This window comes from Vibrio sp. E14 (assembly GCF_020515785.1).
Taxonomy (GTDB): domain Bacteria; phylum Pseudomonadota; class Gammaproteobacteria; order Enterobacterales; family Vibrionaceae; genus Vibrio; species Vibrio diabolicus.
In genome coordinates, this window is the sequence record NZ_JAHPJI010000003.1 from 107,593 (window position 1) to 129,450 (window position 21,858).

Here is a 21,858-nt window from a genome sequence, read left to right on the forward strand (position 1 = left end):
CATGCTGCTGTAAAACTGAACACTATGTCATCATAGTAACGTATTGATTTCACGGCTTGAAGTCAGAGAAACAAGATTTCGTGTGACAAATAACAAAGCCAATCTCAAGGGACTGGCTTTGTTATGTTAAGTTGAAAGAAGCGGGGGCTATTTAATAAAAGCAATGCAGCCTTGCAAAATCACTAAGTTCACAATGTCGATGAAGAATGCACCGACAATTGGTACTACCATAAATGCTTGTGGTGATGGACCATAACGACTCACGATAGAGCCCATATTCATGACCGCAGTCGGTGTGGCACCTAAACCGAAACCACAATGTCCACTGGCGATCACCGCGGCATCGTAATTACTGCCCATCATGCGGAATGTTACGTAATAAGTGAACACCGCGAGTACGGCAGACTGAATAGCAAGAATAATAAGGAATGGGATCGCAAGATCAAAGATATTCCACAATTTCAAGCTCATCAGAGCCATGGCAAGGAACAGCGATAGCGAAACCGTACCAAGAATATCAACGGTTTCTAAATCAACCTTGCGCACCTTGGTCACTTCCATGATGTTGGTGATGACAACACCAATAAACAGCGCATAAACAAAATCTGGGATCATCAACCACTTGATGCCAAAACTGCTCACCCAACTCTCCAGATAGCTCGCGCCTGTCACGCAAAGCAAAATAATGGATAAGCTTTCTACAACTCTTTTCGCCGTGACACGATCTTCTTCATGTTCGTTATAGGTCACCAACTCAGGGAAACTCTGATGGCTTTGGTTGGTGCGTCCGTATTCCGATTCTAAGTTGTGCTTGTTGAGTAACTTTTGCGCGACAGGGCTGCCAATAATCCCGCCCATGACCAAGCCAAACGTAGCAGAAGCCATCGCCACTTCTAGGACATTGTGCAAACCATACATTTCTTGAAAAGTTTGCGACCACGCCGCACCAGTTCCATGTCCGCCAGAAAGCGTAATAGAGCCGGCGATCAACCCCATGAGTGGATCTAACCCCAATGCGGTTGCTAAGGATACGCCGACCGCATTTTGGATAAGAATGTAGACCGATGCCACAACAAGGAAGATGAAAACCTTCGCACCGCCTTTAATCAGTTGGGTGTAATTCGCGGCTAAGCCAACCGTCACAAAAAACATCAACATAAAGGTGTTTTGCAGTGGCAAATCAAATGATACATCCACACCATTTAAGTGCATCGTCGTGATCACGCAAGCCACAACTAGACCACCAACAATTGGCTCTGGGATATTGAATTTCTTTAAGGTTGGTAATTTGGTGTTAATGAACTGCCCTAAAAATAACACGCAAATTGCGACGAGAAACGACTCTTGTGGGCCGATAGATATTACCTGATTCATGAGACCTCTTTACTCTCCTCTTTCTCATTCATTGAGCAAGCGCTCAACGTGAGATAGGTGCCTAAGTCAATCAGATTGCCTCTCGAACCTTTTGTTTTCTAGGGTGTATTTGCCAAAAATTCTCATCAAGTAAGAAATGGATGTTCCAAAAATCCCACTGATTATCATTATATGAGAATACCAATACCAAGCTGGTGGTAAATACCTTGATTGGATTAGAAAAATAACACTTCTCAACTTATGAGAAGTGTCTAATTTATGTTCACACTAAAGTCTTCAAAATAGCTATCACATAGGTAGATATTTAGGGAAAGCGAAGGCTGGAACATACGCTTAATTTTAAATTATTACTTTCTCTCCGGCACACTAGGTGTTATACCTATATATAACACCATTTCAGCCAAGAGATTCACTCATGACCAATTGGCATGATCGCCAACCGATTTTTCGACAGTTGGCTGACCAGATCACTCAACAAATACTGCAAGGTATCTGGCAAGAAGGCGATGCTCTACCCTCAGTTCGTAGCATCTCTGCGGATATGAAAATTAACCACCTCACCGTCATGAAAGGCTATCAATTGCTTGTTGATGAGGGGTTAGTAGAGAAAAAACGCGGTCAAGGTATGTTTGTCGCTTCAGGGGCAAAACTAAAATTGCTCGCAGACGAGAAGGCACGTTTTCTTCAACAACAAATTCCGCAGATAGCCGACACAATACAGCGTCTGGATATGTCACTCGACGAATTCATTCAACAACTAAAACCACATTTGAAAGGTGACCAATGAGCGCATTAGTCAGTGTAAACAACGTCTCCAAGCAATATCAGCAACAAGGAGAAGCACTGCATGAAGTGAGTTTCGACCTACATGCAGGACAAGTACTTGGCTTACTCGGCCATAATGGCGCAGGTAAATCAACGCTTATTAATGCCCTACTCGGCGCACATGAATATCAAGGCACTGTTCGTATCAACGGATTTGAACCCATTATGCAACGCGACAAAATAATGCAGAGCTTATCCTACATCTCGGATGTGAACGTTCTGCCAGATTGGATGACTGTCGCTCAACTGCTTAACTATACCGAAGGCGTGCATCCAGGGTTCAATCGCGCTCAAGCAGATACGCTGCTTCGTCAAACGGACATCAAACCTCGTGCGCGCATCAAATCTTTATCCAAAGGGATGAAGGTGCAATTGCACCTCGCGATTGTAATCGCGACTAACACCCAAATCCTCATATTGGATGAACCGACACTCGGGTTAGATCTCGTGTATCGTGATACGTTTTATCGTCACTTATTGGAATGGTTTCACGACGGCGAGCGCGTGTTGCTCATCGCCAGTCATGAAGTATCAGAGATTGAGCACTTGCTGACAGATGTTCTGATTCTTAAGCATGGTCGCCCCGTTCTGCAAACCTCGATGGACACTATCAGTGAAGACTATTTCATTCTTGAAGCCAACGAAGAGCACCGCACACAAATTGAAGCGATGAACCCACTGTCGTCACAAAAAGGACTCGGTTCAACGAAATGGTTACTCACTGCCCAGTATGCCCAACAAGCAGAAACAATGGGGGCCATCCATGGGGTGAAGTTAGCGGATCTATTTTTAGCATTGCAGAAGGAGGCAGCGTAATGCGTTCAGTTGTCGCGATGTTGCAAAAAGAGTGGTTGGAAAACCCTCTTGTTTTACGTATTCCACTGTTTGTGTTGGCATGTGGACTTATTCTCTTTGTCAGTTTAATGAGCAACGACACTCTACAACACAATATGTTTTTCCAAATGAGCTTTGGTGGCGATGTCAGTGACATTCACAAAGAGCTTGGTGACGATGTAAACATGTTGATCACCGGCGGGGCGGGACTGCTGTCTATCTTATTAGCCGTTCAATACTTCCCGAGAACACTGCGCAAAGAACGCGCGGAGGGCAGTATTATGTTTTGGCGTAGTATGCCGGTCAGCGACATAAAAACTCACTTAGTGAAGCTAGGGTTTGGCTTATTGGTGATTCCGCTCGTTTGCTCGGCGCTTGTGCTCGCAGCAGATTTGATGTTGTGGTTGCTGAACATCTCTACCGATCACCAATTGGCTTTATTGTACCGCCAAGCCTCGTTAGGTTACGTGCTGCTGCATTGGGGAGAGTTTTTAATCAGAATGTTGTTCGCCGGTATTCTACTGTTACCGCTGGCATTAACCGCAATGGCTATTTCTCAGAAAGTGAACTCACCACTGGTCATTTTGTTTATCGCCATTTATGCGCTGCGCTGGATGCCAATCGCACTATTTGGCTATTACGGCCTAGATCAGTTCTTCTCCGAAGTGCTTTACCTTCCACTGCACGCCATTGTTGCACCAAGCCCATTTAATGCAATTCCTCAAGCGGGTTGGTTAAACGTTGGCATTTACGCTTTCGTCGGCGTTCTTGGTTGGACAGCTAGTCTCAAGTTCAGCCGAACCATTCAATAATCCGTCGTTCGATAAACGGCCAAAATCGAGCCATAAAAAAACGGTCACAACCTGTGTTGTGACCGTTTTTATTTCGACCTCAGGAGATCATGAACTTAAATTTAACCAAGGAATGAAATGTAACCTTGTAAAATGATTAAGTTAACGATGTCGATAAAGAAAGCCCCCACAATTGGCACCACCATAAATGCCTGCGGCGACGGGCCAAATCGGTTAACGATAGAGCCCATGTTCATCACGGCTGTTGGGGTTGCCCCCAAGCCAAAACCACAGTGACCACCCGCAATAACCGCAGCGTCGTAATTGCGTCCCATCACTTTGAACGTGACGTAGTAAGTGAAGATAGCTAAGACCACAGACTGCACAGCCAAAATGACCAAAAATGGAATCGCTAAGTCAAAGATATTCCATAACTTCAAACTCATTAATGCCATCGCCAAGAACAATGACAAAGAAACAGTACCGAGCATATCGACGGTTTCTGCATCTAACTTACGAAGCTTGGTCACCTCTAAGAAGTTCGTGATGATCACACCAATGAACAGCGCATATACAAAGTCTGGAATCATCAACCATGAGATTTCATACGTGCTGACCCATTGCTCGACATACTTGGCCCCTGTAACACAGATCAGTAGGAAGAAGAGTTTCTCCACCACTTTTTTCGCCGTTACTTTATCTTCTTCGTATTCGTTGTAGGTCACCAACTCAGGGAATTTTTCGTGAGTTTTGGCATCTCGACCACCACGACCATACTCCGATTCAATGCTGTTTTTTTCTACGAGGCGCTGTGCCACTGGGCTACCAATGATACCGCCGATGATCAAACCAAAAGTGGCTGATGCCATCGCAATTTCCAAAACGTTATCCAATCCATACACGTCTTGGAAGGTTTGTGACCACGCTGCACCTGTACCATGGCCACCAGACAGAGTAATCGAGCCAGCAATTAACCCCATCAAAGGATCTAAACCGAGCGCCGCCGCGAGTGAAACGCCAACGCCGTTTTGTATGATGATGTAAAACGATGCGACAGCTAAGAAGATAAAAACCTTCGCACCTCCTTTCATCAACTGAGTGTAATTTGCGGCCAAACCAACCGTCGCAAAAAACATTAACATAAACGTATTTTGTAACGGCAAATCGAACTCCAAGTCGATGCCGTTGAAATGAAGAGCAGTAATCATGCAGGCCACAATAAGGCCACCTACAATCGGCTCAGGTATGTTGAACTTCTTTAAAATCGGTAGCTTAGCATTAATAAAATGCCCCAGGAAAAGCACACTGATTGCGACCAAGAAGGACTCCAGTGCACCTACAGATATTAAATGATTCATATCGCCTCTTATTATTGTTCTCTTCATCCTCCGTAATGATCGAGTGTTAATTTAACCTTCATTCAATAGCAAATGTTCTCGCTTTACTGTTTCGAAAATACTCAAAAGTTGGTGTAGATGCGCCTTAGGCTAGTTTAAGGGACGCTCCTTTAGCGATGTGTCAGTTTTCCGCTGTTAGCCAGCCCTTAAATGTGAAAGGAGCCGATATAGCTCCTTCAAATGCCCCCTCGCAATACCTGTGCGTTACTGCTTGGGGTATAGTGTTGTGAGTAAATTCTGGGTGACACTTTCTGAACCACATTGGGCTCCCTTACTTAAACAGAATGTGTCAATTACTATCAAACAAAGTTCCTTCCCGTTGTAACCTCTAAACGCCGAGATCGCGTTCAAAACAATTGGGTTTGCTTGTTCCTGTCGTAGTTTTTTAACTCTGGCTCATGGTGTGTAAACGAGCCGAATCCAAGGAAACTCTCAAGCTGCAACAAACGTTTTCGTCACAACGGAGCCGGATTATAACATATTGCTGATAATTTTCTTCAATTCAGTGACATTCACCAACCCCATGGTTTCTTTCCATAATGATTAACTGCTGAATAGCATTTTTACAGACAAAAGAGCGAAGCGAATTCAGCTTAGCCTCACCAAGAAATAAACCTTAAAAGCCAATCACTTATCTATCGTCTCCTGAGTAAAACGTGTTTTGATAGGCTTTCTTGAGGGTCCAGCAACCAAAATGTACGGTGTTGTCATGGTAGTCTTTCGAGGCTAACTACCCGGTTCTGGGTGATAAAAACAATCCCAATTATGCATCACACAAAAACATGTATAATTTTTATGTAAGTTATTAAAATAACAAGAGCCCTACATGAAAATTCATTTGCTTTTCCCTGTGCTATTACTCTGTGCCATCTCATCTGCCACTGCAGCGGAAAATATCCGTATTGAATATTCTCCCGTGGAAACAACCCATGAAAAAATCGCCCTGCAATCTATCCAAAACAGCGATGTAAGCCCAATTTTTCTTGAGCTATCTCAGATCCACTTTCCATTTCGCAAACCACTCACACTGGTTTACGGCGGAGAAGATGGCCCAATGTACGATCCCGATACGCACACGATACACATTCCTTACACTTTTTATTTGGAATCACTCAATTACTTCTCCAATAACCAGTATGAAGAACGCCTTGGAAAATCCCCAAAAACAGGGGCGTTAGATACGTTATTACACACCTTGCTTCATGAAGCCGGGCATGCTTACATCGAAGATCAAAACATCCCTGTTCTCGGAAAAGAAGAAGATGCCGTCGATAATTTTGCCACGATCTTAATGATTGACTTCCTAGAAGATGGCGCAGAGATGGCCATTAGCGCCGCCGACATGTTCGCATTTGAGTCCGATGACAGACCGGACTACTACGACTTCGGTGAGTACATTGATGAGCACAGTTTTGATTTGCAACGCTACTTCTCTACCTTATGTTTGGTGTACGGCAGTGATCCGGAACAGTACAAGTCGCTTCTCGATGAAGTTGAAAAAGACTACCTACGAGATCGCAAAGACTTTTGCCAATACAACTACGAGAACATACGCGCGAATTGGAACCACTACCTGCAACATAATGAACCAAAAGAAAAATCGCCACGTAGAACTCAGTAAGCCAAATCAAATAATAAGACGATCGCAATGACAAAACTCACCATATTTTATGACGGAACTTGCCCACTGTGCGCCAAAGAAATGCACGCACTTAAGCGACGAGATGTAAAACAAACGATAAAAATCGTCGATATCTACAGCGATGAATTTTCTGATTACCCACAGATAGACGCGCAAAAAGCCAATACTATTTTGCATGCGCTGAATGACAACAATGAACTGATACTTGGTCTTGATGTGACTCACCGAGCATGGCAGTTGGTAGGACGAGGTTGGCTATATGCACCACTACGTTGGCCATTACTCAAACCAATTGCCGACTGGCTTTACCTGCGCTTTGCCAACAATAGGTATCGTGTCTCATACTGGCTTACTGGTAGCTCCCGCTGCAACTCGGGCCAATGCTCTCGCTAATTGTGATCCTGCTTAAAAATGTGAGTCTCTCTCGTCCACGATCACCAACTTCCTGTACTTCTCACCCGCCAACTCGGTTAATCTGCAATCAGTACAAAAATAATTATTAACACTTTTATTTGGTAAAGCTATTGAAGTTTACCAGTTTGTAACGCTGCGCCGAGACGTAAGGAAGTACCTATGAATCTAACGATAAGAAAGCGACTTTATATTCTTTCCATCATTCCCGTGTTAACGATTGCTTTGGGTATGATGTGGTTTACCTACCTCCAAACCAGTACCTACAACCAACAACAAATCAATCATACGCACACGACGATGATGGCGATGAAGAAAGCGGAACTGAAAAACTATGTGCAGATGGCTCATTCCGCACTCAAACCATTATTGGATCGTAATGCCTCATTGCAAGAAGCCATTCCAGTGCTCAAAGAGCTAGAGTTCGGCCAATCAGGTTATATTTTTGCGTACGACTCAAAAGGTGTGCGTGTTGTTGTCGGAAAAAACAACAAAGGGGTTGGAGAAAACTTCTATAACCTTCAAGACAAAAAAGGCAACTACCTGATCCAAGACCTGTTGAAAAACGCCAAAACGGGTGACTTCACAACCTACTACTTCCCTAAGTTAGGGCAAACCGAAGCATTACCAAAACTCAGCTACTCCATGTTCATTCCCAAGTGGGATATTATGATTGGCACAGGTTTTTATACTGATGACATCGATGCGATCATTACAGAGATGGAAAACACAGCAAACGATGAGCTAAACAATACCTTAGCCGCTATTGCTATGTTTTGTGTCTCTATTGCCGTTGTCGTGGCCATTTTTGCCGTACTCGTCAACCGTAGCATTATGCGCCCTATCGAACAGTTTGACAGCTCAATCCAATCTTTCGCGCAAGGTGACGCCGACTTAACCGCGCGTATGGAAGAATCTAGCGTGCCAGAATTTAAGCAGCTCGCGCATAACTTCAATATCTTCGTTGAAAGCTTGCAAGGAATTATTAAGAGCGTCAGCCATGTCGGACAAGAGGTAGTATCAGAAACTAACAACATGTCTCAACGCGCCTCACAAGTGGATGAGTTGGCTTCTGGTCAACGTGAGGAAACGGAACAAGTCGCGACCGCAATGACAGAAATGACGGCTACCGCTCACGAGATCTCTGGCAACGCAAACCAAGCCGCCGATTCCGCTAAAAACGCCGATGACAACGCACAACAAGCGAAGCATATCGTGGACTCCGCCGCTAACTCCGTTGAAGCCCTAGCGAATGAGGTGTCTGAAGCAAGCACTGTAATTTCACGTCTAGAGAGTGACGTGCAGAACATCTCATCCTCACTTGAAGTCATCCAAGATATTGCTGAACAAACCAACTTGCTTGCGCTAAATGCCGCCATTGAAGCAGCACGAGCGGGCGACCAAGGACGCGGATTCGCAGTTGTAGCGGATGAAGTGCGTAAGCTTGCAAGCCGCACTCAGGACAGCACAGGTGACATTCACAAGATGATCGATCAACTTAAAGCAGGATCGGATGCCGCAGTAAAAGCGATGGAATCTAGCCAAGCACGTGGCGAAGCGACAGTAGAGGAAGCACGTGCTGCATCGGTTGCGCTGCAAGATATTCAAGCAGCGATTGCGAATATCATGGACATGAACACGCTGATCGCTACCGCGACCGAAGAGCAAAGCCAAGTTGGACAAGAGATTTCACAACGCATCGAAGTCATTTCTCAGCAAAGTAGTCAATCGGCGCACCTTGCCAATCAAAATCGCTCGGGCAGCCAAAACCTCAATCACAAAGCCAACGAGCTTTACGACTTGGTGGGACGCTTCACGGTTTAACTTCCTTAACCATACTTAATAGTAGAAACAGCGACGCCTTAACGTCGCTGTTTTTATTTCTGCTATCCTCAAGCGACTTAGCTATAATGCCGCCAACTAAGCACCCATAAGGGCAAAACCAGATGATTATCATGACCACCAATTTCGGTGACATCGAAATTGAATTGAATCTAGAACGAGCGCCAGTTAGCTCAAAGAACTTCAAAAAATACTGTGAAGATGGCTTCTACAACGGCACCATTTTCCACCGCGTTATCGATGGTTTTATGATCCAAGGTGGCGGTCACACCGAAGACATGGCAGAAAAGCCAACGCGCGCCCCGATTGCGAACGAAGCAAACCGTGGTCTAAAGAACCTTGTTGGCACTATCGCAATGGCGCGTACCGATGCACCGCACTCTGCAACGGCACAGTTCTTCATTAACTTGGAAGACAACGATTTCCTAGACCATACCGCAACCACCAACCTAGGCTGGGGTTACGCGGTATTTGGTAAAGTGACCGCAGGTATGGAAGTCGTAAACCGCATCGCGAAAGTGAAAACAACTTCTAAGCTTGGTCATGATGATGTGCCATGCGATCCAATCATTATCGAGAAAGTGACGATCAGCGAATAAGCCCATTCATCTCTTCGGAGAAGTCATCACTATAAAACGATAAAAGCGCCTAACGTCTTATGACTTAGGCGCTTTTTGTTTTTACAACTCAGCCTATTAGTTTGGCTTGTGCCGGAGTTATTGATAGAAAAGCTCGGCTTTTGCTCCAACCAAATCCAGTTCAGAGCCCTGAGAATCAGCCAGATATTCCGCGACAAGGTTGTACCCGACCCAATACCCCATGTACTTCGGCCAGCGGCTTTCATCACTGCCAAGAAAGTAAGCATCGAAGTTGTAATCTAAACTGGTCAGCTTGTCTTTCATCTCAGCATAGAAAGGACGCCAATCTTGATCTTTGATATTCTCAAACAAGCTCGGAGTGACGCCACCATTTACCTTGCGTTCGAAATGACAAGCTAACCCTTCCATAATCAGCACATCACCAAGCGCAACGCCATTCTCTCCCGCTCGCATACGGAACAGGTGATGCAACTCATGCGCTAGCACCGCAGCTAGTTCTTTATCAATCACGTTTTTAATATCTGCACGTTGAGTATCAAGAAGAATCTCTACACGATGGGCGCTTAAGCAATAGCCACCAATCCCCGTCTGCGGTACGTCATTGCGATCAAACGGGCTAATGGTCAGGTCGACGTTACTTAAATCGAGGTTACTTAAATCGATGTTACTTAAATCAAAGTAACTAGAAAGTAGTGAGCTCAGATCATCAAGTTTCTGATGCAAATACTCAGAGATTGGAGACAACTCTCCCGTCGCATTTAACAGGGTTACGCGATAACTCATTTATCTTCCTTGATAATGTAGGTTAAGAGCAGCGAGTTTACAGTGTAAAGAGTGAGCAGTTCTAGCGATTACATCCCTTTGAACAAACTTTGAGATGCACGACTCACAGGGAGCTTAGTTTCTCCAACATACACAAACATTCTTCCAGCAAAGTCTTTGTTTACTTTGTTAATTTTGCACACTTGCACCACGCTTGAACGGTGCACTTGCCAGAACTGTTCTGGGTTAAGCTGCCCTATCAACTCTTTCAACGATGTACGAATCAAATACTCCTGCACTTTGCCTTGTCCTTGTTGGGCATACACAGAAACGTATTTTTCTTCCGCTTTGAAATACAACACATCAGACGTGGCGATCAGATGAATATCTTCCCCTTGCGTCGCTTTAATCCACTGTAAATACTGCGGCGTTTGTGGCGCGGATAATTGCTGCAACTGCTCTAACAGGCTGCTCATCTGCACATTGCTGCTCTCTTGTGTTCGCTTAGCAAGGCGTGCTTTCACTCTTTCACACGTCGTCAGGAGGCGCTCATCAGAGATAGGCTTAAGCAAATAATCGGCAGCATTTTGCTCAAAAGCTTTGATGGCGTAATCATCGTACGCGGTAACAAAAACAATCAAAGGTGGATTGGCGAGTTGATTGAGCTTTTGTGCTAATGTCATGCCATCCAAAACTGGCATACGAATATCAAGAAACGCAATGTCAGGTTGGTTTTGCTCAATGGCTTGCAACGCTTGTTCACCATCCGCGACTTTGGCTATCACCTCTAGCTCTGGCCACACTTCAGCTAGGCTTTTATCAAGATGACGCCTCAATAGCGGTTCATCATCAGCAATAATGGCAGTAAACCCTGTATTCATTCCTTTCTTCCTTGATTACGATTCCATTGGCCAGCTCAGGTGAACACATACGCCACCCTGAGCAGACTCACTGATAGAAGCCTCTCCTTGCCCGGCGAACAAAGCTTCAACTCGCTGCTTGAGATTACTCAAACCCACGCCGGAGCCCATGTGCCCACTAACATGATTCAAACCAACACCTGTGTCTCTAACTTCAATCTGCAAGTTCTGTTGTTCGCACTTGATGAGTAAACTGAGTTCGCCGCCTTCTCGCTTTGGCTCAATACCGTGAACAATGGCATTCTCCACCAAAGGTTGCAACATCATCGGTGGCAGTTCTGTTGTTCCTAAACCGTCTTCTACTTCAATTTTGTAGCTTAGACGTCCATCCAGGCGTATCTTCTGAATACTCAAGTAGGCTTCAATTAAGGCAATTTCATTCTCAATCGTGGTGTGCTCTTCACGTGAGCTTTTTAGCGTCGCACGTAATAGTGCGGTAAGTTGATCCAACATCTGCTTGGCCTTATCAACGTCCTGGGACATCAACGCGCTGATATTTGCCAAGGTATTAAATAGGAAATGCGGTTCAATCTGGCTTTGCATCTGTTTAAGCTGACTTAGCAACAGTGCACGTTCCTGCTCTGCCTTTTCACGCTTGATACTCTCTAATTCACGCTGAGCAATCGCTTCTTTCTCTCGTGAGTGGAAATAAAAGTAACACATGCCGCTGAATAACAAGCCCATCAACAACACTGGCAGCATGCCCGAAATGCCGAAGTATTCACCGAGCCAAAACTGCGCATTAATGACGCCAAACAACAAACAGGCGGTCAGTGACAAAGCAATTTCTAGTCTACGAGGGATGCTAGGAAACAACTTGTCGACTAACCAAGAGAAGAACAAGGCGGAGTAACCAAAACCAAAACTCACCAATACATGCACATAGTAAGGACCACCCCAAACAGACAATGTCATTACCGAGATAAACAAACAGAATAAAGTCGTGACAACCACACTGCGTAGCCATCCACTTTCTACCATTAACTTAGCTGAATACATTTAGAATTTCCCTTTGATGTTAAATACAATCATATGCTTATCATTGATTTGTGCGTAAGTAGATTGGTCGTCTCCGGTTAAAAAGCGTGCGGCAACTTCCACTTCTACACTTTGATCGCCGGTATCAATCCATTGGTAATTAAGCCACTGCGTGACAATCACACCGCCACCTTGTGGCGACAGCATCACATCCAACGTGGGGGTTACATCACTTAGCCAGCCGATATCCGCTTTGCCGTTCCATGCAGCCCACGCTTCCACATCCCAACTCCAGTGCAGCATTACGTTATGCTGAACGATATTGGCATGCTGAAACCCTTGGGCATAGCTTGTCGCAAGTAGAGATACATTAGGATCAGGGATCTGAGAAAGTAATTCGCCACGCTCTATTGCTTGTTGCCATTCGCTTTTCGACCATGCTCGGCTGTCGTACCAATATTCAGCAATCACGTTGTGTCCGGCTTGGTTTGCCCAGTTCACCCCAGCTAAGGCTTGGAATGCGCTGCCCTGCTCCTCAACCGAAATGGGTCGGTAAAGATCATCCTGCTGAAACTGATAGCCGACACTTTGCTTTTGCCACAGCATGGAACCGTGCATTGCGATGGATTCATCCCACACCGCAATTACACTGGCTCCAAGTAAACCTCGGCGCACATCATCGTAATAACCAATAAGTTGATACTCGGTGTCACCCACCAGCGCATAACGACGAATACCAACACCTTGCTGCTCTGCGGCTTGATCAAGTGCACTTTGGTCTTGTTGCCCCCAGCTTGAATCGGTCGCAATGACGGTCCATTCGCCGGCCATATCGTAGTGTGAAAGTGAAAACACACCCGCGCCCTCTTCTGCCACTAAGCCAACAGGGTTTTGTCGATACGGCTTAAACAGATCCAAAGGTCGGTAGCCATAACCTACGCCCCAATCCACGCGCAACTTACCTAAGCTCACATCAAGAGTGGTATCACCGACTTGCCACTCCCCTAGCCAAGCCAGCTCTCGAATCAGCAATTGGTTATCAGCTTCACTCCACCAATCACTCTCTCCTTGTTGATTGAGGTACAAACCTTGGCTGTACAGAGCAAACAAGCCACTGAAGTTTTGATAGTTCACCTGCACATCCAAGAGTGCATTAAGTGAATCACGAGAACTGCCCTGCGCCTGCATAAATCCGCTGTCACGCTGCTTTGCAGTTTCGTAACTGACAGCCCAATCCCACTCAAAACTCAGTTCGTCATTGGCAAAAGCAGGGGCTGACGCGCCCACACACAATGAGGCAGCAATCAACAAACTGGTGCTTTTGTTAAGGTTAGGCTGGCGCGATTTCATGTGACTTCCTTGCTCGTTTTCATGGTTCTATTTACGAAGCTCAGACTAAAGCTGAGTCGTATTGGCTTTAGGCAAATAGCTTGGGTTGTAGAACTTGTTATCCAGCTGCCAAGGCACGATTTCTTGATACTCGATAACGGTCTTTTTGCTCGGCTGAATGCTATCAAGCAAGGTCATCTCACTGACGTAGTCTTCACCGTTGTCGCTTGCACGTCCGTACTCCGCTTGCTTGGCGAGTTTGCCAGAGCGCAAGTAAAGATCGGCTTTGATTGGAAACGCATCTTGCTCAGACAACCATAAGTCGATCTTCTGATAACTCGCCCCTTTGGTTTTCGCGGTTAAAGCAAGGTGATAAGCCGCAACACTTTCTCCATTCACCGAAACAGTTTCTGTCGCTTTCCATTCACCTTGATAATCTTGGCTCCACGTCAGGGTTGAGATGTCGCCGATAGACGCTTCACCAAGCAGCTTCTGCATTGGCGTAATGCGAATCGGACGGCGGCTCTTTGGCATTTGCAGCCAGTAGTTGTCGCCCATCATCAGCATCTTTTGCCCAGCTTCGACTGCTGATTTGAACACCACCAGCGATTCACGATTTGGACGCGTGTACACGTGGTAAAGGCGGGTTTTATCTAACTCTTGGTCTTGATATAAGCGCACCAGTGACACCACTTTGGAGGAATCATCGTGCAAGCGGTAACTGTCCGCTTTTTCAATCAATTTAGCGACTTGCTGTGCATCTAGCGCTGATTCATTCGCACTGGCATTCATGCTTGCCATGCCGCTAACCGTCAGCAATGCAATTGGTAATAGTGATTTGAAATTAAACATAAATCAGTGCCTCCGTAATTGGCTTGTTCACCCCTTTGCGCGCCGAGAAAAACGCCGCAACCAAACAAATCATCAATACTGCGAATCCTGCGACAGCCACCAACTCCCAAGAGAAGTAAATCGTTAGTGGGTAACCTTCCGTGCGGCCCGGCGGTGGCGGCATTTGCACATCCACGACCATCAGTAAGACGGTCACTAACCCAGTAAACAAAGCGCCGATTAAGCTGCCAATCACCGCAAGTAACCCTGCTTCGCGCAAGAACCCAGCAATGATTTCGCGAGGGTAGCTACCAAGAGCCGACAAGGTGCCGATTTCACGGGTGCGCTCGGTGACCGACATGGTCATGGTGTTGAACAGCGCAACAAAGACTACCAGCGCCATCACTGCCCCCATGATGCCGAAGATACGGTCGTACAAATCTTTCACTTTGAGATAAAAGAACGCACGTTCTTGCCAAGGCGTAATTTCAATATCTTGATCACCAAAGTTCTGCTTTTGCTTAATCAGAACCGAAGCCACTTGTTGCTCGACTTGGTTAGTTAAACTGGTATCGAACAGAAAGACAGATAACGCGCTGACTTTGTCTGAACCGAGCAGCGATTGCGCGCTGTTGACGTGCACGTACAGCTGGCGTTTATCAAGCTCAGGTACGCCTGTTGAATAGATGCCACGAACTTTGAAGTCATACGCGTTCAATGCGCCGTCGGTAGTGGTCGCCAGCAAGGTAATCCAATCGCCAACGTGCACGCTTAAGTTGTTCGCCAAATCAACGCCAAGCATCACTTCTGGCTCTGCTGGGTCATAACGCGATGCATGAATGTTGGAAAGTGTTTGCCCGTCGCGCACGTCCAAAAACGGTCCTTTCATATCGAATTCTCGTTCGTTAACACCAATACCGATAAAGATCGAGGACTTGTTGCCGTTGGAAATCAAACCGCTGAACTCAACTCGTGGCTGCACGCCTCGCACTTCATTCAAGCCAATCAATTGCTTGGTGATGTCGTCCGCATGAGTTAAACCGTTACTCAGTGGCATCTCTTCTTCTTTGGCAAAGTAACCCGGCGTGGTTAACGTCAGATGCCCCGTGTCGCGCGCTGTCGACTCTTTCAAACTGTCGTAGGTGTACAGACCAAAACCACCCGCACTGGTTAACGCAAACACGGCAATGGCGATGATCAGCATCGATAACAAACTGCGGCGGCGATTGCGTTGCAGGTTCAGCCAAGCAAGGCGAACCGAAACTGGAATTAGCTTGCCCATGAAACCTCCTCCACACTTGCGTGCGTTTGGGTGATTTTGCCGTCCACCAATTCAATGGTGCGATCACAACGAGATGCCATACGAGGGTCGTGTGTAGCGACGATAAAAGTGGTGCCAAGCTCGTGTCCAAGTCCTTTCATGATGTCGATGACCTTGTTGGCAGTTTGGCTATCAAGACTTGCGGTTGGCTCATCAGCAATCACCAACGCTGGTTTGTGCACTAAGGCGCGCGCAATTGCCACGCGTTGTTGCTGACCGCCTGATAGGTTATCGGGCATGTGATGAATAAACTCGCCCAAGCCAACGTGTTCTAACATTTGTGTGGCGAGCTCGGTTTGTTCCGCTTTTGAAAAACCGTTGAGATGCAGCGGATACGCCACGTTCTCCAACGCTGTCATCACGGGGACAAGATTAAATTTTTGGAACACAAAGCCAAGCTTTTCACGGCGCATTTTCGCCGCCTGCATTTGCCCAGTTGGGTATGGGCTGCCTGCAAATGTCACCTGACCTTGGTATTGAGTATCCAGCATGCCAAGCACGTTAAGTAAGGTGCTTTTGCCTGAGCCAGACGGCCCGCACAGAGCCACCATTTCGCCGGAAAACACTTCACCAGAAACGTCTCGCAATGCACGCACCGTTTGGCTACCAAGGGCGTAATCGCGGCTAAGTTGATTAAAAACGATCATGACGCCTCCCTAATACTTGGCTAGCAGCGCTTTCGCAGTTTGCGTTTCTAGATTGCTGTCGCCCAATTGCTCCATTTGCGCTAACCATGTTTTGGCTTGTTGAACATCTTCAGCTCGTAGTGCTGCTTCAATGGCGTAGCGATAAATCCAAGACGTTGCGGCGAAAGGTTGCTGACTAAAACTCGGCTCAACGAGCAATGAAAGGTACAGCTCGTAGCCACGCTCAAAGTGATTGAACATGTCAGGTAAAGAGGTAAACGTAGTGGCTGCCATGGCGGTGGCTAGTTGGTATTCCGGCAAGCCTTGTAAACGTTGTTGTTCTTGCAGTGGTACTGGCTGATTCGCCATTAAATCCAAACCCTTTTGGATTGTGGCAAGACCGCGCTCGGTGAACTTCATCTTGTTCCAAGGCATAAACGCCTCACGACCTTGCAACGTCTCAGCACTGCCTAAATACACCAAGGTCACCGGCGTTGCGCCCTGCTCTTCGAGTTGTTTGGATAGTTCGCCGTAAACGGTATCAACCAAACCAGAATCACCCTGCGCTGCTTGGTTGAACTGACTGAGTGTGCGCTCGCTTGGGTTAGCTAGAGCCAGATTGCTGCTGAGTGCAAATGCGGCGATAAACGTACTTGCCAGTTTAAGAGCTTTGACTGAGCGAGATTGAGAAACCATCATGTACTGTCCTTAGTTGAACGTGATTTGATGGTTTCAGATTAATGGAGAAGATCGCACACTGCTTTTGCATGCGACCAATGGCAGTTATTTAGAATGAACGGTTGTTTGCTGCGATGAATGACATTCCCTTCTTAAAGAGAGCATATATCCCTGCTTGTTTGTAAGCGTCCATCTTTCACCACAATAGGAATAAAAATACTGGCTTAAAACCTGCGTCTAGTGTATTTATCCATTCCACAGCTTTCCAAGCAGCTTACCCATAACAGACGACATCGACGCTCCTCTCATACACACCTTTGCATGGTGTCTGTTATTTCCAAATAGGATTCTTAGCATCGGAATAGTTCGAACTCTCGAGTTCTGGTTGTTTTCGCGCTCGAACTGGGTGCGTTATTAGGTCGTAGAAAATGAATAAGCGTTTTTTCCCCAGGGTCGATTTGCCACTGCTGATGGCGATCATTCCGATCATGCTATTGAGTACACTAACACTTTGGAGTGCCAGTGGCTTTAATGAGGCCATGCTCTTCAAGCATTTAGCACGCTGCGGACTGACCTTGGTTTGTATATTGGTCATGTCATCGATTCCCGCCGCTAGCTATCAACGCTCAGCTCCATATCTCTACATTATTGCGGTTGCGCTGCTACTTGCTGTCGCTTTGTTTGGCGATAGCACTAATGGCTCTCAACGTTGGCTCGATATTGGCTTTTTTCGCTTTCAACCCTCGGAGCTAATCAAACTCTCGATTCCAATCATGATCGCGTGGATGCTACATATTGAAGGTGGCAGACCAGATAGTAGAAAAATCGCATTCTGCTTACTCATCACAATGATTCCTGCTGGGTTAATCGCGCTACAACCGGATTTAGACGGTGCAGTTTTTACCGTCATTTACGCCTTATTCGTTTTATTTTTAGCTGGCATGAGCTGGAAAATAATCGGTGGCTTTGTCGCGAGTATATTAACGTTGGCGCCTATTTTGTGGTTCTTCGTCATGGAAACGTATCAAAAAAGCCGCGTTACTCAGTTCTTGCACCCAGAGTCGGATCCGTTAGGTTCGGGCTACCAAATTATCCAATCTTTGATTGCGATAGGCTCCGGCGGAATGAAAGGCAAAGGTTGGATGAATGCTACGCAAGGAACACTTGGCTTTATTCCAGAAAGTCATACGGACTTTATTTTTTCGACTTATGCCGAGGAGTGGGGTTTTGTTGGTAGTTTAGTCTTGCTCGCACTGTACTTGTTTATTACCGCGCGCGTCATGTTGCTTGCATGTCAGTCTGACCACTTTTTTAGTCGGCTTGTGAGTGGTGCATTAGCGATGAGCTTTTTCCTGTATGCTTTTATCAATACAGGCATGGTGAGCGGCTTGTTGCCTGTAATGGGAAGCCCTTTGCCGTTCTTTAGTTACGGCGGCACGGCCATGCTGACGCAAGGCATCTGTTTTGGTGTGATCATGTCACTGTGTTATTCCAAATATCGCAACGCATAATGCTGCTAGCAAAAAGTACGATCAAAAAAGGCTTCCCGAGGGAAGCCTTTTTACAACGGTGGAAGCTAAGAAATTATAGCTCTGCGTTGTGGTAAACCTGCTGAACGTCGTCACAGTCATCTAGAAGATCTAAGAATTTCTGGAACTTCTCAGCATCTTCACCCGCTACTGGAGTGTGAGTTTGAGGAACGAAAGTGATTTCTTCCACATCGATCGTTAGATCTGGGAACGCACCATTTAGTGCTGTTTTCGTCTTGAAGAACTCTGTATGAGGAGCGAATACAGTAATCACTCCGTCTTCTAGCTCAACGTCAGTTACGTCCACATCTTCCATCATTAGCGTTTCTAGGATGATTTCATCATCGTCGCCTTTGAACTGGAATACCGCTTGGTGATCGAACATGTGAGAAACTGAGCCCTCAACACCAATTTTCGCACCCACTTTAACAAAGCATTGGCGTACATCTTGGAAAGTACGGTTGCCGTTATCGGTCAGACAGTCAACGATAACACTAGTACCGCCAGGGCCGAAGCCTTCGTAGCGCGCTGGTTGGTAATCTTCACCACCGCCGCCACTCGCTTTGTCTAGTGCTTTGTCGATAACGTGCGCTGGTACCTGATCTTTTTTCGCTTTCGCGATCAGGTGGCGAAGAGACAAGTTCATGTCTGGGTCACTACCGCCGTTTTTCGCGCACATGTAAATTTCTTTACCGTATTTGGAATAAACTTTAATTTTCGCGCCTGCAGTTTTCGCCATAGAGGCTTTGCGCACTTCAAAACTTCTTCCCATCGGGATGTCTCTCTAAATTCAAATTTAATGCGAAGGATTTTAGCAAAAAGCGAAACCTTTTCAATTTCGCTTAGCAAAGGAATGGGGAGGTTACCTCATTCGCCACATAGTTTTATACCGTTGTCACGATTCGCGTTAAGCGACACCCATTACTCGTTTGTACTTTTCGACCGATTGCTGAAAAAACGCTTTTTCATCAGCATCGTTAATCTTGGACAACTGTTCTTCTATTGCTTCAGGACCAGATTTGGCCTCTCTGAGCTTCCAAACCAAAAACGACGCTTGTTTATCCAGTTCGATTTTGTTTTTTTCATCAGGCGGCAATAGGGATAGATTGAACGACATTTACAGCCTCAAGGTACTTTAAATACTAGCCGCGCACTATAGCATACAGAGTTACAATTGCAGAATAGAAACGCACTTAACTTGATCAATTTCAAGTTAACTATTTGGGACCCGCACTGATTTTCAGCGCTTTTGGTAAAAACTGCTCGAATATTTGATGCAACCGATCTTTGGTCACAGGTTTGGCGACAAACTCATTCATACCGACGTCAAAGCAATGTTGTTGATCTTCTTTAATAACATTGGCACTCAACGCAATAATGGGAACGTGTTTCCCCCACTCTCCCATTTGTCGAATACGCTCAGTAGTAATGAAGCCATCCATCACTGGCATTTGGCAATCCATAAACACCAAGTCAAAAGCTTGCTTCTCACATAGCTGAAGCGCTTCTTCACCATGATTTGCGACGCTCACTCGAACGCCGAGCTTTTCCAACATAATACGGACGACTTTCTGGTTTACGATGGTATCTTCAACAATCAATACCCAAGGTTGATTGTCATGCTGGAGGCTGGTTTCATTATCTTCAACTTTTGGAAACGTCAAAACATTAGGTCGTTCCGTGTAGGTAGACCGTGCTTTTACTACAACTGGAATCGAAAACTCAAAACAACTACCAAGCCCCAACTCACTTGTCAGTTGGATTTCTCCTCCCATTAAGTTCACCAACTGAGCACCAATCGCCAAACCAAGGCCGGTACCACCGTACTTTCTGGTTGTACTGCCATCGGCTTGTTGGAAACGTTCGAAGATAGCTTGTTGGTTTTCTTTCGCAATACCAATGCCAGAATCAACGACGCGAAATCGAATCATGGCGACATCATGCTCTTGACGTGTTAACTCAACAAGAAGCTTCACATGACCACGATCAGTAAATTTGATCGCGTTGCTCAACAAATTGTTCAATACCTGTTTTAAGCGTGCAGCATCACCTTGCACTTCCGCTGGCAAGTGAGGATCAATATCGCTAAGCAATTGCAGATTCTTCTGCTTGGCTTTGACAGTATGTAAGCTGATCACATCATCCAAAATACGGCGCAGATCATAGCTTGCATTTTCTAATTCGACTTTACCTGCTTCGACTTTAGAAAAGTCGAGAATATCGTCGATGATCGTCATTAAAGAGTGAGAAGAACTATCGATGATCTCTACAAACTCTTTTTGCTGAGGATCGAGTTTGGTGTCACCCAGTAATGAAGCGACACCAATAATACCATTCATCGGTGTTCGAATTTCATGGCTCATGGTGGCAAGAAATTCACTTTTTTTGCGATTGGCGACTTCCGCTCTATCTCTTTCTTCTTCAAGCTCAGTCTGATGTTCACGGACTTTCTCAACGCTTCGGTTGTATTTCTCCGCCAACACACTCACTTCATCAAAACACCAACGCTTTGGGAGCGTAACTTTGCTTGGGACCTTCCCGCCACTAAAATCGCTCACGGCGCCAGAAAGCAGTTGGAGAGGATTGACCAAGAGGCGGAAGGCGACCCAAAGCACGCCAATTATGAGTAATAGGATCTTGATCGCTTCTGTCGTGAGCAAGAAAAAAAATTGTTGCCAAAGATCTTCATAAATCGAGCTCAGATCCGCCTGAACAGTCAATGTCGCCAGATCATAGGTTTTATCACCAACACGATATTGCATCGGCCAACTTCTTTCTACGACATCCTCAGAAAGAGCGGTGCCCAATTCGACGATAACTTCATCTTCATTAGCGATACGTAAATAATCCACAGAGGGCATGCGCATTGCACCCTCTGCTTGAGTGAGTAACAGCTCCCTATCCTCCACCCATAAGCTGGCAGAAAAGCTCGATAAGTAACTGGATTCGACCTGCTTTAGCTCGACGTGCAAATGGGCTAAATCTTCATTAAAAACTCGATATAAACTCACAGCGGAAATGATGACAGTAAAGATTAAACTCAACGTTAACACCGCCAACATAAGTTGGTTGCCGATACTAAATCGACGTTGAGATCGCTCTTTTTCATCCATATGAAATCGCTCCGATAAACTTGCGCTACTCTAAATATAGCCACGCGTAAATAATA

General features: G+C 45.8%; 21 protein-coding genes. 8 read left to right on the forward strand and 13 right to left on the reverse strand.

Going from position 1 to position 21,858, the window contains the following annotated elements; genetic code table 11:
- Positions 1–147 precede the first annotated feature (147 nt).
- Positions 148–1,374: a sodium/glutamate symporter gene (gltS, locus tag LIX84_RS10025; RefSeq protein ID WP_226421202.1), complete on the reverse strand. Its 1,227-nt coding sequence runs from the start codon at positions 1,372–1,374 to the stop codon at positions 148–150.
- A 415-nt stretch (positions 1,375–1,789) separates the two neighbouring features.
- On the opposite strand from gltS (LIX84_RS10025), the gene LIX84_RS10030 reads away from it, so the two are divergent.
- The 3 genes from LIX84_RS10030 to LIX84_RS10040 are packed head-to-tail and all read left to right on the forward strand — an operon-like array spanning position 1,790 to position 3,845.
- Positions 1,790–2,161 carry a GntR family transcriptional regulator gene (locus LIX84_RS10030; RefSeq protein WP_005392046.1) on the forward strand — a complete coding sequence of 124 codons (372 nt, stop codon included), beginning with the start codon at positions 1,790–1,792 and terminating at the stop codon, positions 2,159–2,161.
- A complete protein-coding gene (locus LIX84_RS10035; RefSeq protein ID WP_226421203.1) occupies positions 2,158–3,015 on the forward strand; it encodes an ABC transporter ATP-binding protein in 858 nt (285 codons plus the stop codon). The genes LIX84_RS10030 and LIX84_RS10035 overlap by 4 nt, the downstream gene beginning before the upstream one ends.
- On the forward strand, positions 3,015–3,845 hold the full coding sequence (locus LIX84_RS10040) for a hypothetical protein (RefSeq protein WP_114322669.1): 831 nt from the start codon (positions 3,015–3,017) through the stop codon (positions 3,843–3,845). Before LIX84_RS10035 ends, LIX84_RS10040 begins: the two co-directional genes overlap by 1 nt.
- A 101-nt stretch (positions 3,846–3,946) precedes the next feature.
- Here the strand turns inward: LIX84_RS10040 and gltS (LIX84_RS10045) are convergent, their stop codons facing one another.
- Entirely contained in the window at positions 3,947–5,182 is a 1,236-nt protein-coding gene (gltS, locus tag LIX84_RS10045) for a sodium/glutamate symporter (protein WP_006740921.1), read from the reverse strand.
- 865 nt (positions 5,183–6,047) lie between these two features.
- Here gltS (LIX84_RS10045) and LIX84_RS10050 point away from each other — a divergent pair.
- The 4 genes from LIX84_RS10050 to LIX84_RS10065 all read left to right on the forward strand — a co-directional run bounded on the left by LIX84_RS10050 (position 6,048) and on the right by LIX84_RS10065 (position 9,715).
- The gene (locus LIX84_RS10050) at positions 6,048–6,842 is read left to right on the forward strand and encodes a DUF4344 domain-containing metallopeptidase (protein ID WP_226421204.1); all 795 of its coding nucleotides are present in this window, start codon (positions 6,048–6,050) and stop codon (positions 6,840–6,842) included.
- Positions 6,843–6,869: 27 nt separating this feature from the next.
- Positions 6,870–7,256: a thiol-disulfide oxidoreductase DCC family protein gene (locus LIX84_RS10055; RefSeq protein WP_226421205.1), complete on the forward strand. Its 387-nt coding sequence runs from the start codon at positions 6,870–6,872 to the stop codon at positions 7,254–7,256.
- Positions 7,257–7,436: 180 nt separating this feature from the next.
- Positions 7,437–9,098 carry a methyl-accepting chemotaxis protein gene (locus LIX84_RS10060; RefSeq protein WP_005392065.1) on the forward strand — a complete coding sequence of 554 codons (1,662 nt, stop codon included), beginning with the start codon at positions 7,437–7,439 and terminating at the stop codon, positions 9,096–9,098.
- Between the two features lie 122 nt (positions 9,099–9,220).
- Positions 9,221–9,715: a peptidylprolyl isomerase gene (locus LIX84_RS10065; RefSeq protein WP_176319891.1), complete on the forward strand. Its 495-nt coding sequence runs from the start codon at positions 9,221–9,223 to the stop codon at positions 9,713–9,715.
- Positions 9,716–9,832: 117 nt separating this feature from the next.
- On the opposite strand, the gene LIX84_RS10070 is transcribed toward LIX84_RS10065, so the two are convergent.
- From LIX84_RS10070 to LIX84_RS10105, 8 genes are all read right to left on the reverse strand, one after another.
- Positions 9,833–10,498: a DUF2268 domain-containing putative Zn-dependent protease gene (locus tag LIX84_RS10070; protein WP_226421206.1), complete on the reverse strand. Its 666-nt coding sequence runs from the start codon at positions 10,496–10,498 to the stop codon at positions 9,833–9,835.
- A gap of 68 nt (positions 10,499–10,566) precedes the next feature.
- A complete protein-coding gene (locus tag LIX84_RS10075; RefSeq protein WP_226421207.1) occupies positions 10,567–11,358 on the reverse strand; it encodes a LytR/AlgR family response regulator transcription factor in 792 nt (263 codons plus the stop codon).
- 15 nt (positions 11,359–11,373) lie between these two features.
- Positions 11,374–12,396: a sensor histidine kinase gene (locus LIX84_RS10080; protein WP_226421208.1), complete on the reverse strand. Its 1,023-nt coding sequence runs from the start codon at positions 12,394–12,396 to the stop codon at positions 11,374–11,376.
- A complete protein-coding gene (locus LIX84_RS10085) occupies positions 12,397–13,725 on the reverse strand; it encodes a hypothetical protein (RefSeq protein WP_226421209.1) in 1,329 nt (442 codons plus the stop codon).
- A gap of 45 nt (positions 13,726–13,770) precedes the next feature.
- Positions 13,771–14,556, reverse strand: coding sequence for an outer membrane lipoprotein-sorting protein (locus LIX84_RS10090; RefSeq protein ID WP_226421210.1), 786 nt, complete (start codon positions 14,554–14,556; stop codon positions 13,771–13,773).
- The gene (locus LIX84_RS10095) at positions 14,549–15,817 is read right to left on the reverse strand and encodes an ABC transporter permease (protein ID WP_226421211.1); all 1,269 of its coding nucleotides are present in this window, start codon (positions 15,815–15,817) and stop codon (positions 14,549–14,551) included. The genes LIX84_RS10090 and LIX84_RS10095 overlap by 8 nt, the downstream gene beginning before the upstream one ends.
- On the reverse strand, positions 15,805–16,503 hold the full coding sequence (locus LIX84_RS10100; RefSeq protein WP_005383201.1) for an ABC transporter ATP-binding protein: 699 nt from the start codon (positions 16,501–16,503) through the stop codon (positions 15,805–15,807). Before LIX84_RS10100 ends, LIX84_RS10095 begins: the two co-directional genes overlap by 13 nt.
- Positions 16,504–16,512: 9 nt before the next feature.
- Positions 16,513–17,181, reverse strand: coding sequence for a hypothetical protein (locus LIX84_RS10105; protein WP_226421212.1), 669 nt, complete (start codon positions 17,179–17,181; stop codon positions 16,513–16,515).
- A gap of 407 nt (positions 17,182–17,588) precedes the next feature.
- On the opposite strand from LIX84_RS10105, the gene rodA reads away from it, so the two are divergent.
- Positions 17,589–18,671, forward strand: coding sequence for a rod shape-determining protein RodA (gene rodA, locus LIX84_RS10110; RefSeq protein WP_046875633.1), 1,083 nt, complete (start codon positions 17,589–17,591; stop codon positions 18,669–18,671).
- Between the two features lie 73 nt (positions 18,672–18,744).
- Here rodA and LIX84_RS10115 read toward each other — a convergent pair whose 3' ends face one another.
- The 3 genes from LIX84_RS10115 to LIX84_RS10125 form a co-directional block, all read right to left on the reverse strand.
- A complete protein-coding gene (locus LIX84_RS10115; protein WP_005392082.1) occupies positions 18,745–19,461 on the reverse strand; it encodes a YebC/PmpR family DNA-binding transcriptional regulator in 717 nt (238 codons plus the stop codon).
- 135 nt (positions 19,462–19,596) lie between these two features.
- The gene (locus LIX84_RS10120) at positions 19,597–19,806 is read right to left on the reverse strand and encodes a DUF3283 family protein (RefSeq protein WP_005374484.1); all 210 of its coding nucleotides are present in this window, start codon (positions 19,804–19,806) and stop codon (positions 19,597–19,599) included.
- Between the two features lie 100 nt (positions 19,807–19,906).
- Positions 19,907–21,802 (reverse strand): ATP-binding protein, encoded by a 1,896-nt coding sequence (locus tag LIX84_RS10125; RefSeq protein WP_046875634.1) that lies wholly within the window; start codon positions 21,800–21,802, stop codon positions 19,907–19,909.
- Positions 21,803–21,858 lie beyond the last annotated feature (56 nt).

Coding starts and splice junctions, on each gene's coding strand:
- LIX84_RS10030 (WP_005392046.1), top strand. CDS start 1,790: ATGACCAATTGGCATGATCGCCAACCGATTTTTCGACAGTTGGCTGAC.
- LIX84_RS10090 (WP_226421210.1), bottom strand. CDS start 14,556: ATGTTTAATTTCAAATCACTATTACCAATTGCATTGCTGACGGTTAGC.
- LIX84_RS10085 (WP_226421209.1), bottom strand. CDS start 13,725: ATGAAATCGCGCCAGCCTAACCTTAACAAAAGCACCAGTTTGTTGATT.
- LIX84_RS10050 (WP_226421204.1), top strand. CDS start 6,048: ATGAAAATTCATTTGCTTTTCCCTGTGCTATTACTCTGTGCCATCTCA.
- LIX84_RS10100 (WP_005383201.1), bottom strand. CDS start 16,503: ATGATCGTTTTTAATCAACTTAGCCGCGATTACGCCCTTGGTAGCCAA.
- LIX84_RS10105 (WP_226421212.1), bottom strand. CDS start 17,181: ATGATGGTTTCTCAATCTCGCTCAGTCAAAGCTCTTAAACTGGCAAGT.
- LIX84_RS10035 (WP_226421203.1), top strand. CDS start 2,158: ATGAGCGCATTAGTCAGTGTAAACAACGTCTCCAAGCAATATCAGCAA.
- LIX84_RS10055 (WP_226421205.1), top strand. CDS start 6,870: ATGACAAAACTCACCATATTTTATGACGGAACTTGCCCACTGTGCGCC.
- LIX84_RS10070 (WP_226421206.1), bottom strand. CDS start 10,498: ATGAGTTATCGCGTAACCCTGTTAAATGCGACGGGAGAGTTGTCTCCA.
- gltS (WP_006740921.1), bottom strand. CDS start 5,182: ATGAATCATTTAATATCTGTAGGTGCACTGGAGTCCTTCTTGGTCGCA.
- LIX84_RS10065 (WP_176319891.1), top strand. CDS start 9,221: ATGATTATCATGACCACCAATTTCGGTGACATCGAAATTGAATTGAAT.
- LIX84_RS10115 (WP_005392082.1), bottom strand. CDS start 19,461: ATGGGAAGAAGTTTTGAAGTGCGCAAAGCCTCTATGGCGAAAACTGCA.
- LIX84_RS10060 (WP_005392065.1), top strand. CDS start 7,437: ATGAATCTAACGATAAGAAAGCGACTTTATATTCTTTCCATCATTCCC.
- LIX84_RS10075 (WP_226421207.1), bottom strand. CDS start 11,358: ATGAATACAGGGTTTACTGCCATTATTGCTGATGATGAACCGCTATTG.
- LIX84_RS10080 (WP_226421208.1), bottom strand. CDS start 12,396: ATGTATTCAGCTAAGTTAATGGTAGAAAGTGGATGGCTACGCAGTGTG.
- LIX84_RS10125 (WP_046875634.1), bottom strand. CDS start 21,802: ATGGATGAAAAAGAGCGATCTCAACGTCGATTTAGTATCGGCAACCAA.
- LIX84_RS10120 (WP_005374484.1), bottom strand. CDS start 19,806: ATGTCGTTCAATCTATCCCTATTGCCGCCTGATGAAAAAAACAAAATC.
- LIX84_RS10040 (WP_114322669.1), top strand. CDS start 3,015: ATGCGTTCAGTTGTCGCGATGTTGCAAAAAGAGTGGTTGGAAAACCCT.
- rodA (WP_046875633.1), top strand. CDS start 17,589: ATGAATAAGCGTTTTTTCCCCAGGGTCGATTTGCCACTGCTGATGGCG.
- gltS (WP_226421202.1), bottom strand. CDS start 1,374: ATGAATCAGGTAATATCTATCGGCCCACAAGAGTCGTTTCTCGTCGCA.
- LIX84_RS10095 (WP_226421211.1), bottom strand. CDS start 15,817: ATGGGCAAGCTAATTCCAGTTTCGGTTCGCCTTGCTTGGCTGAACCTG.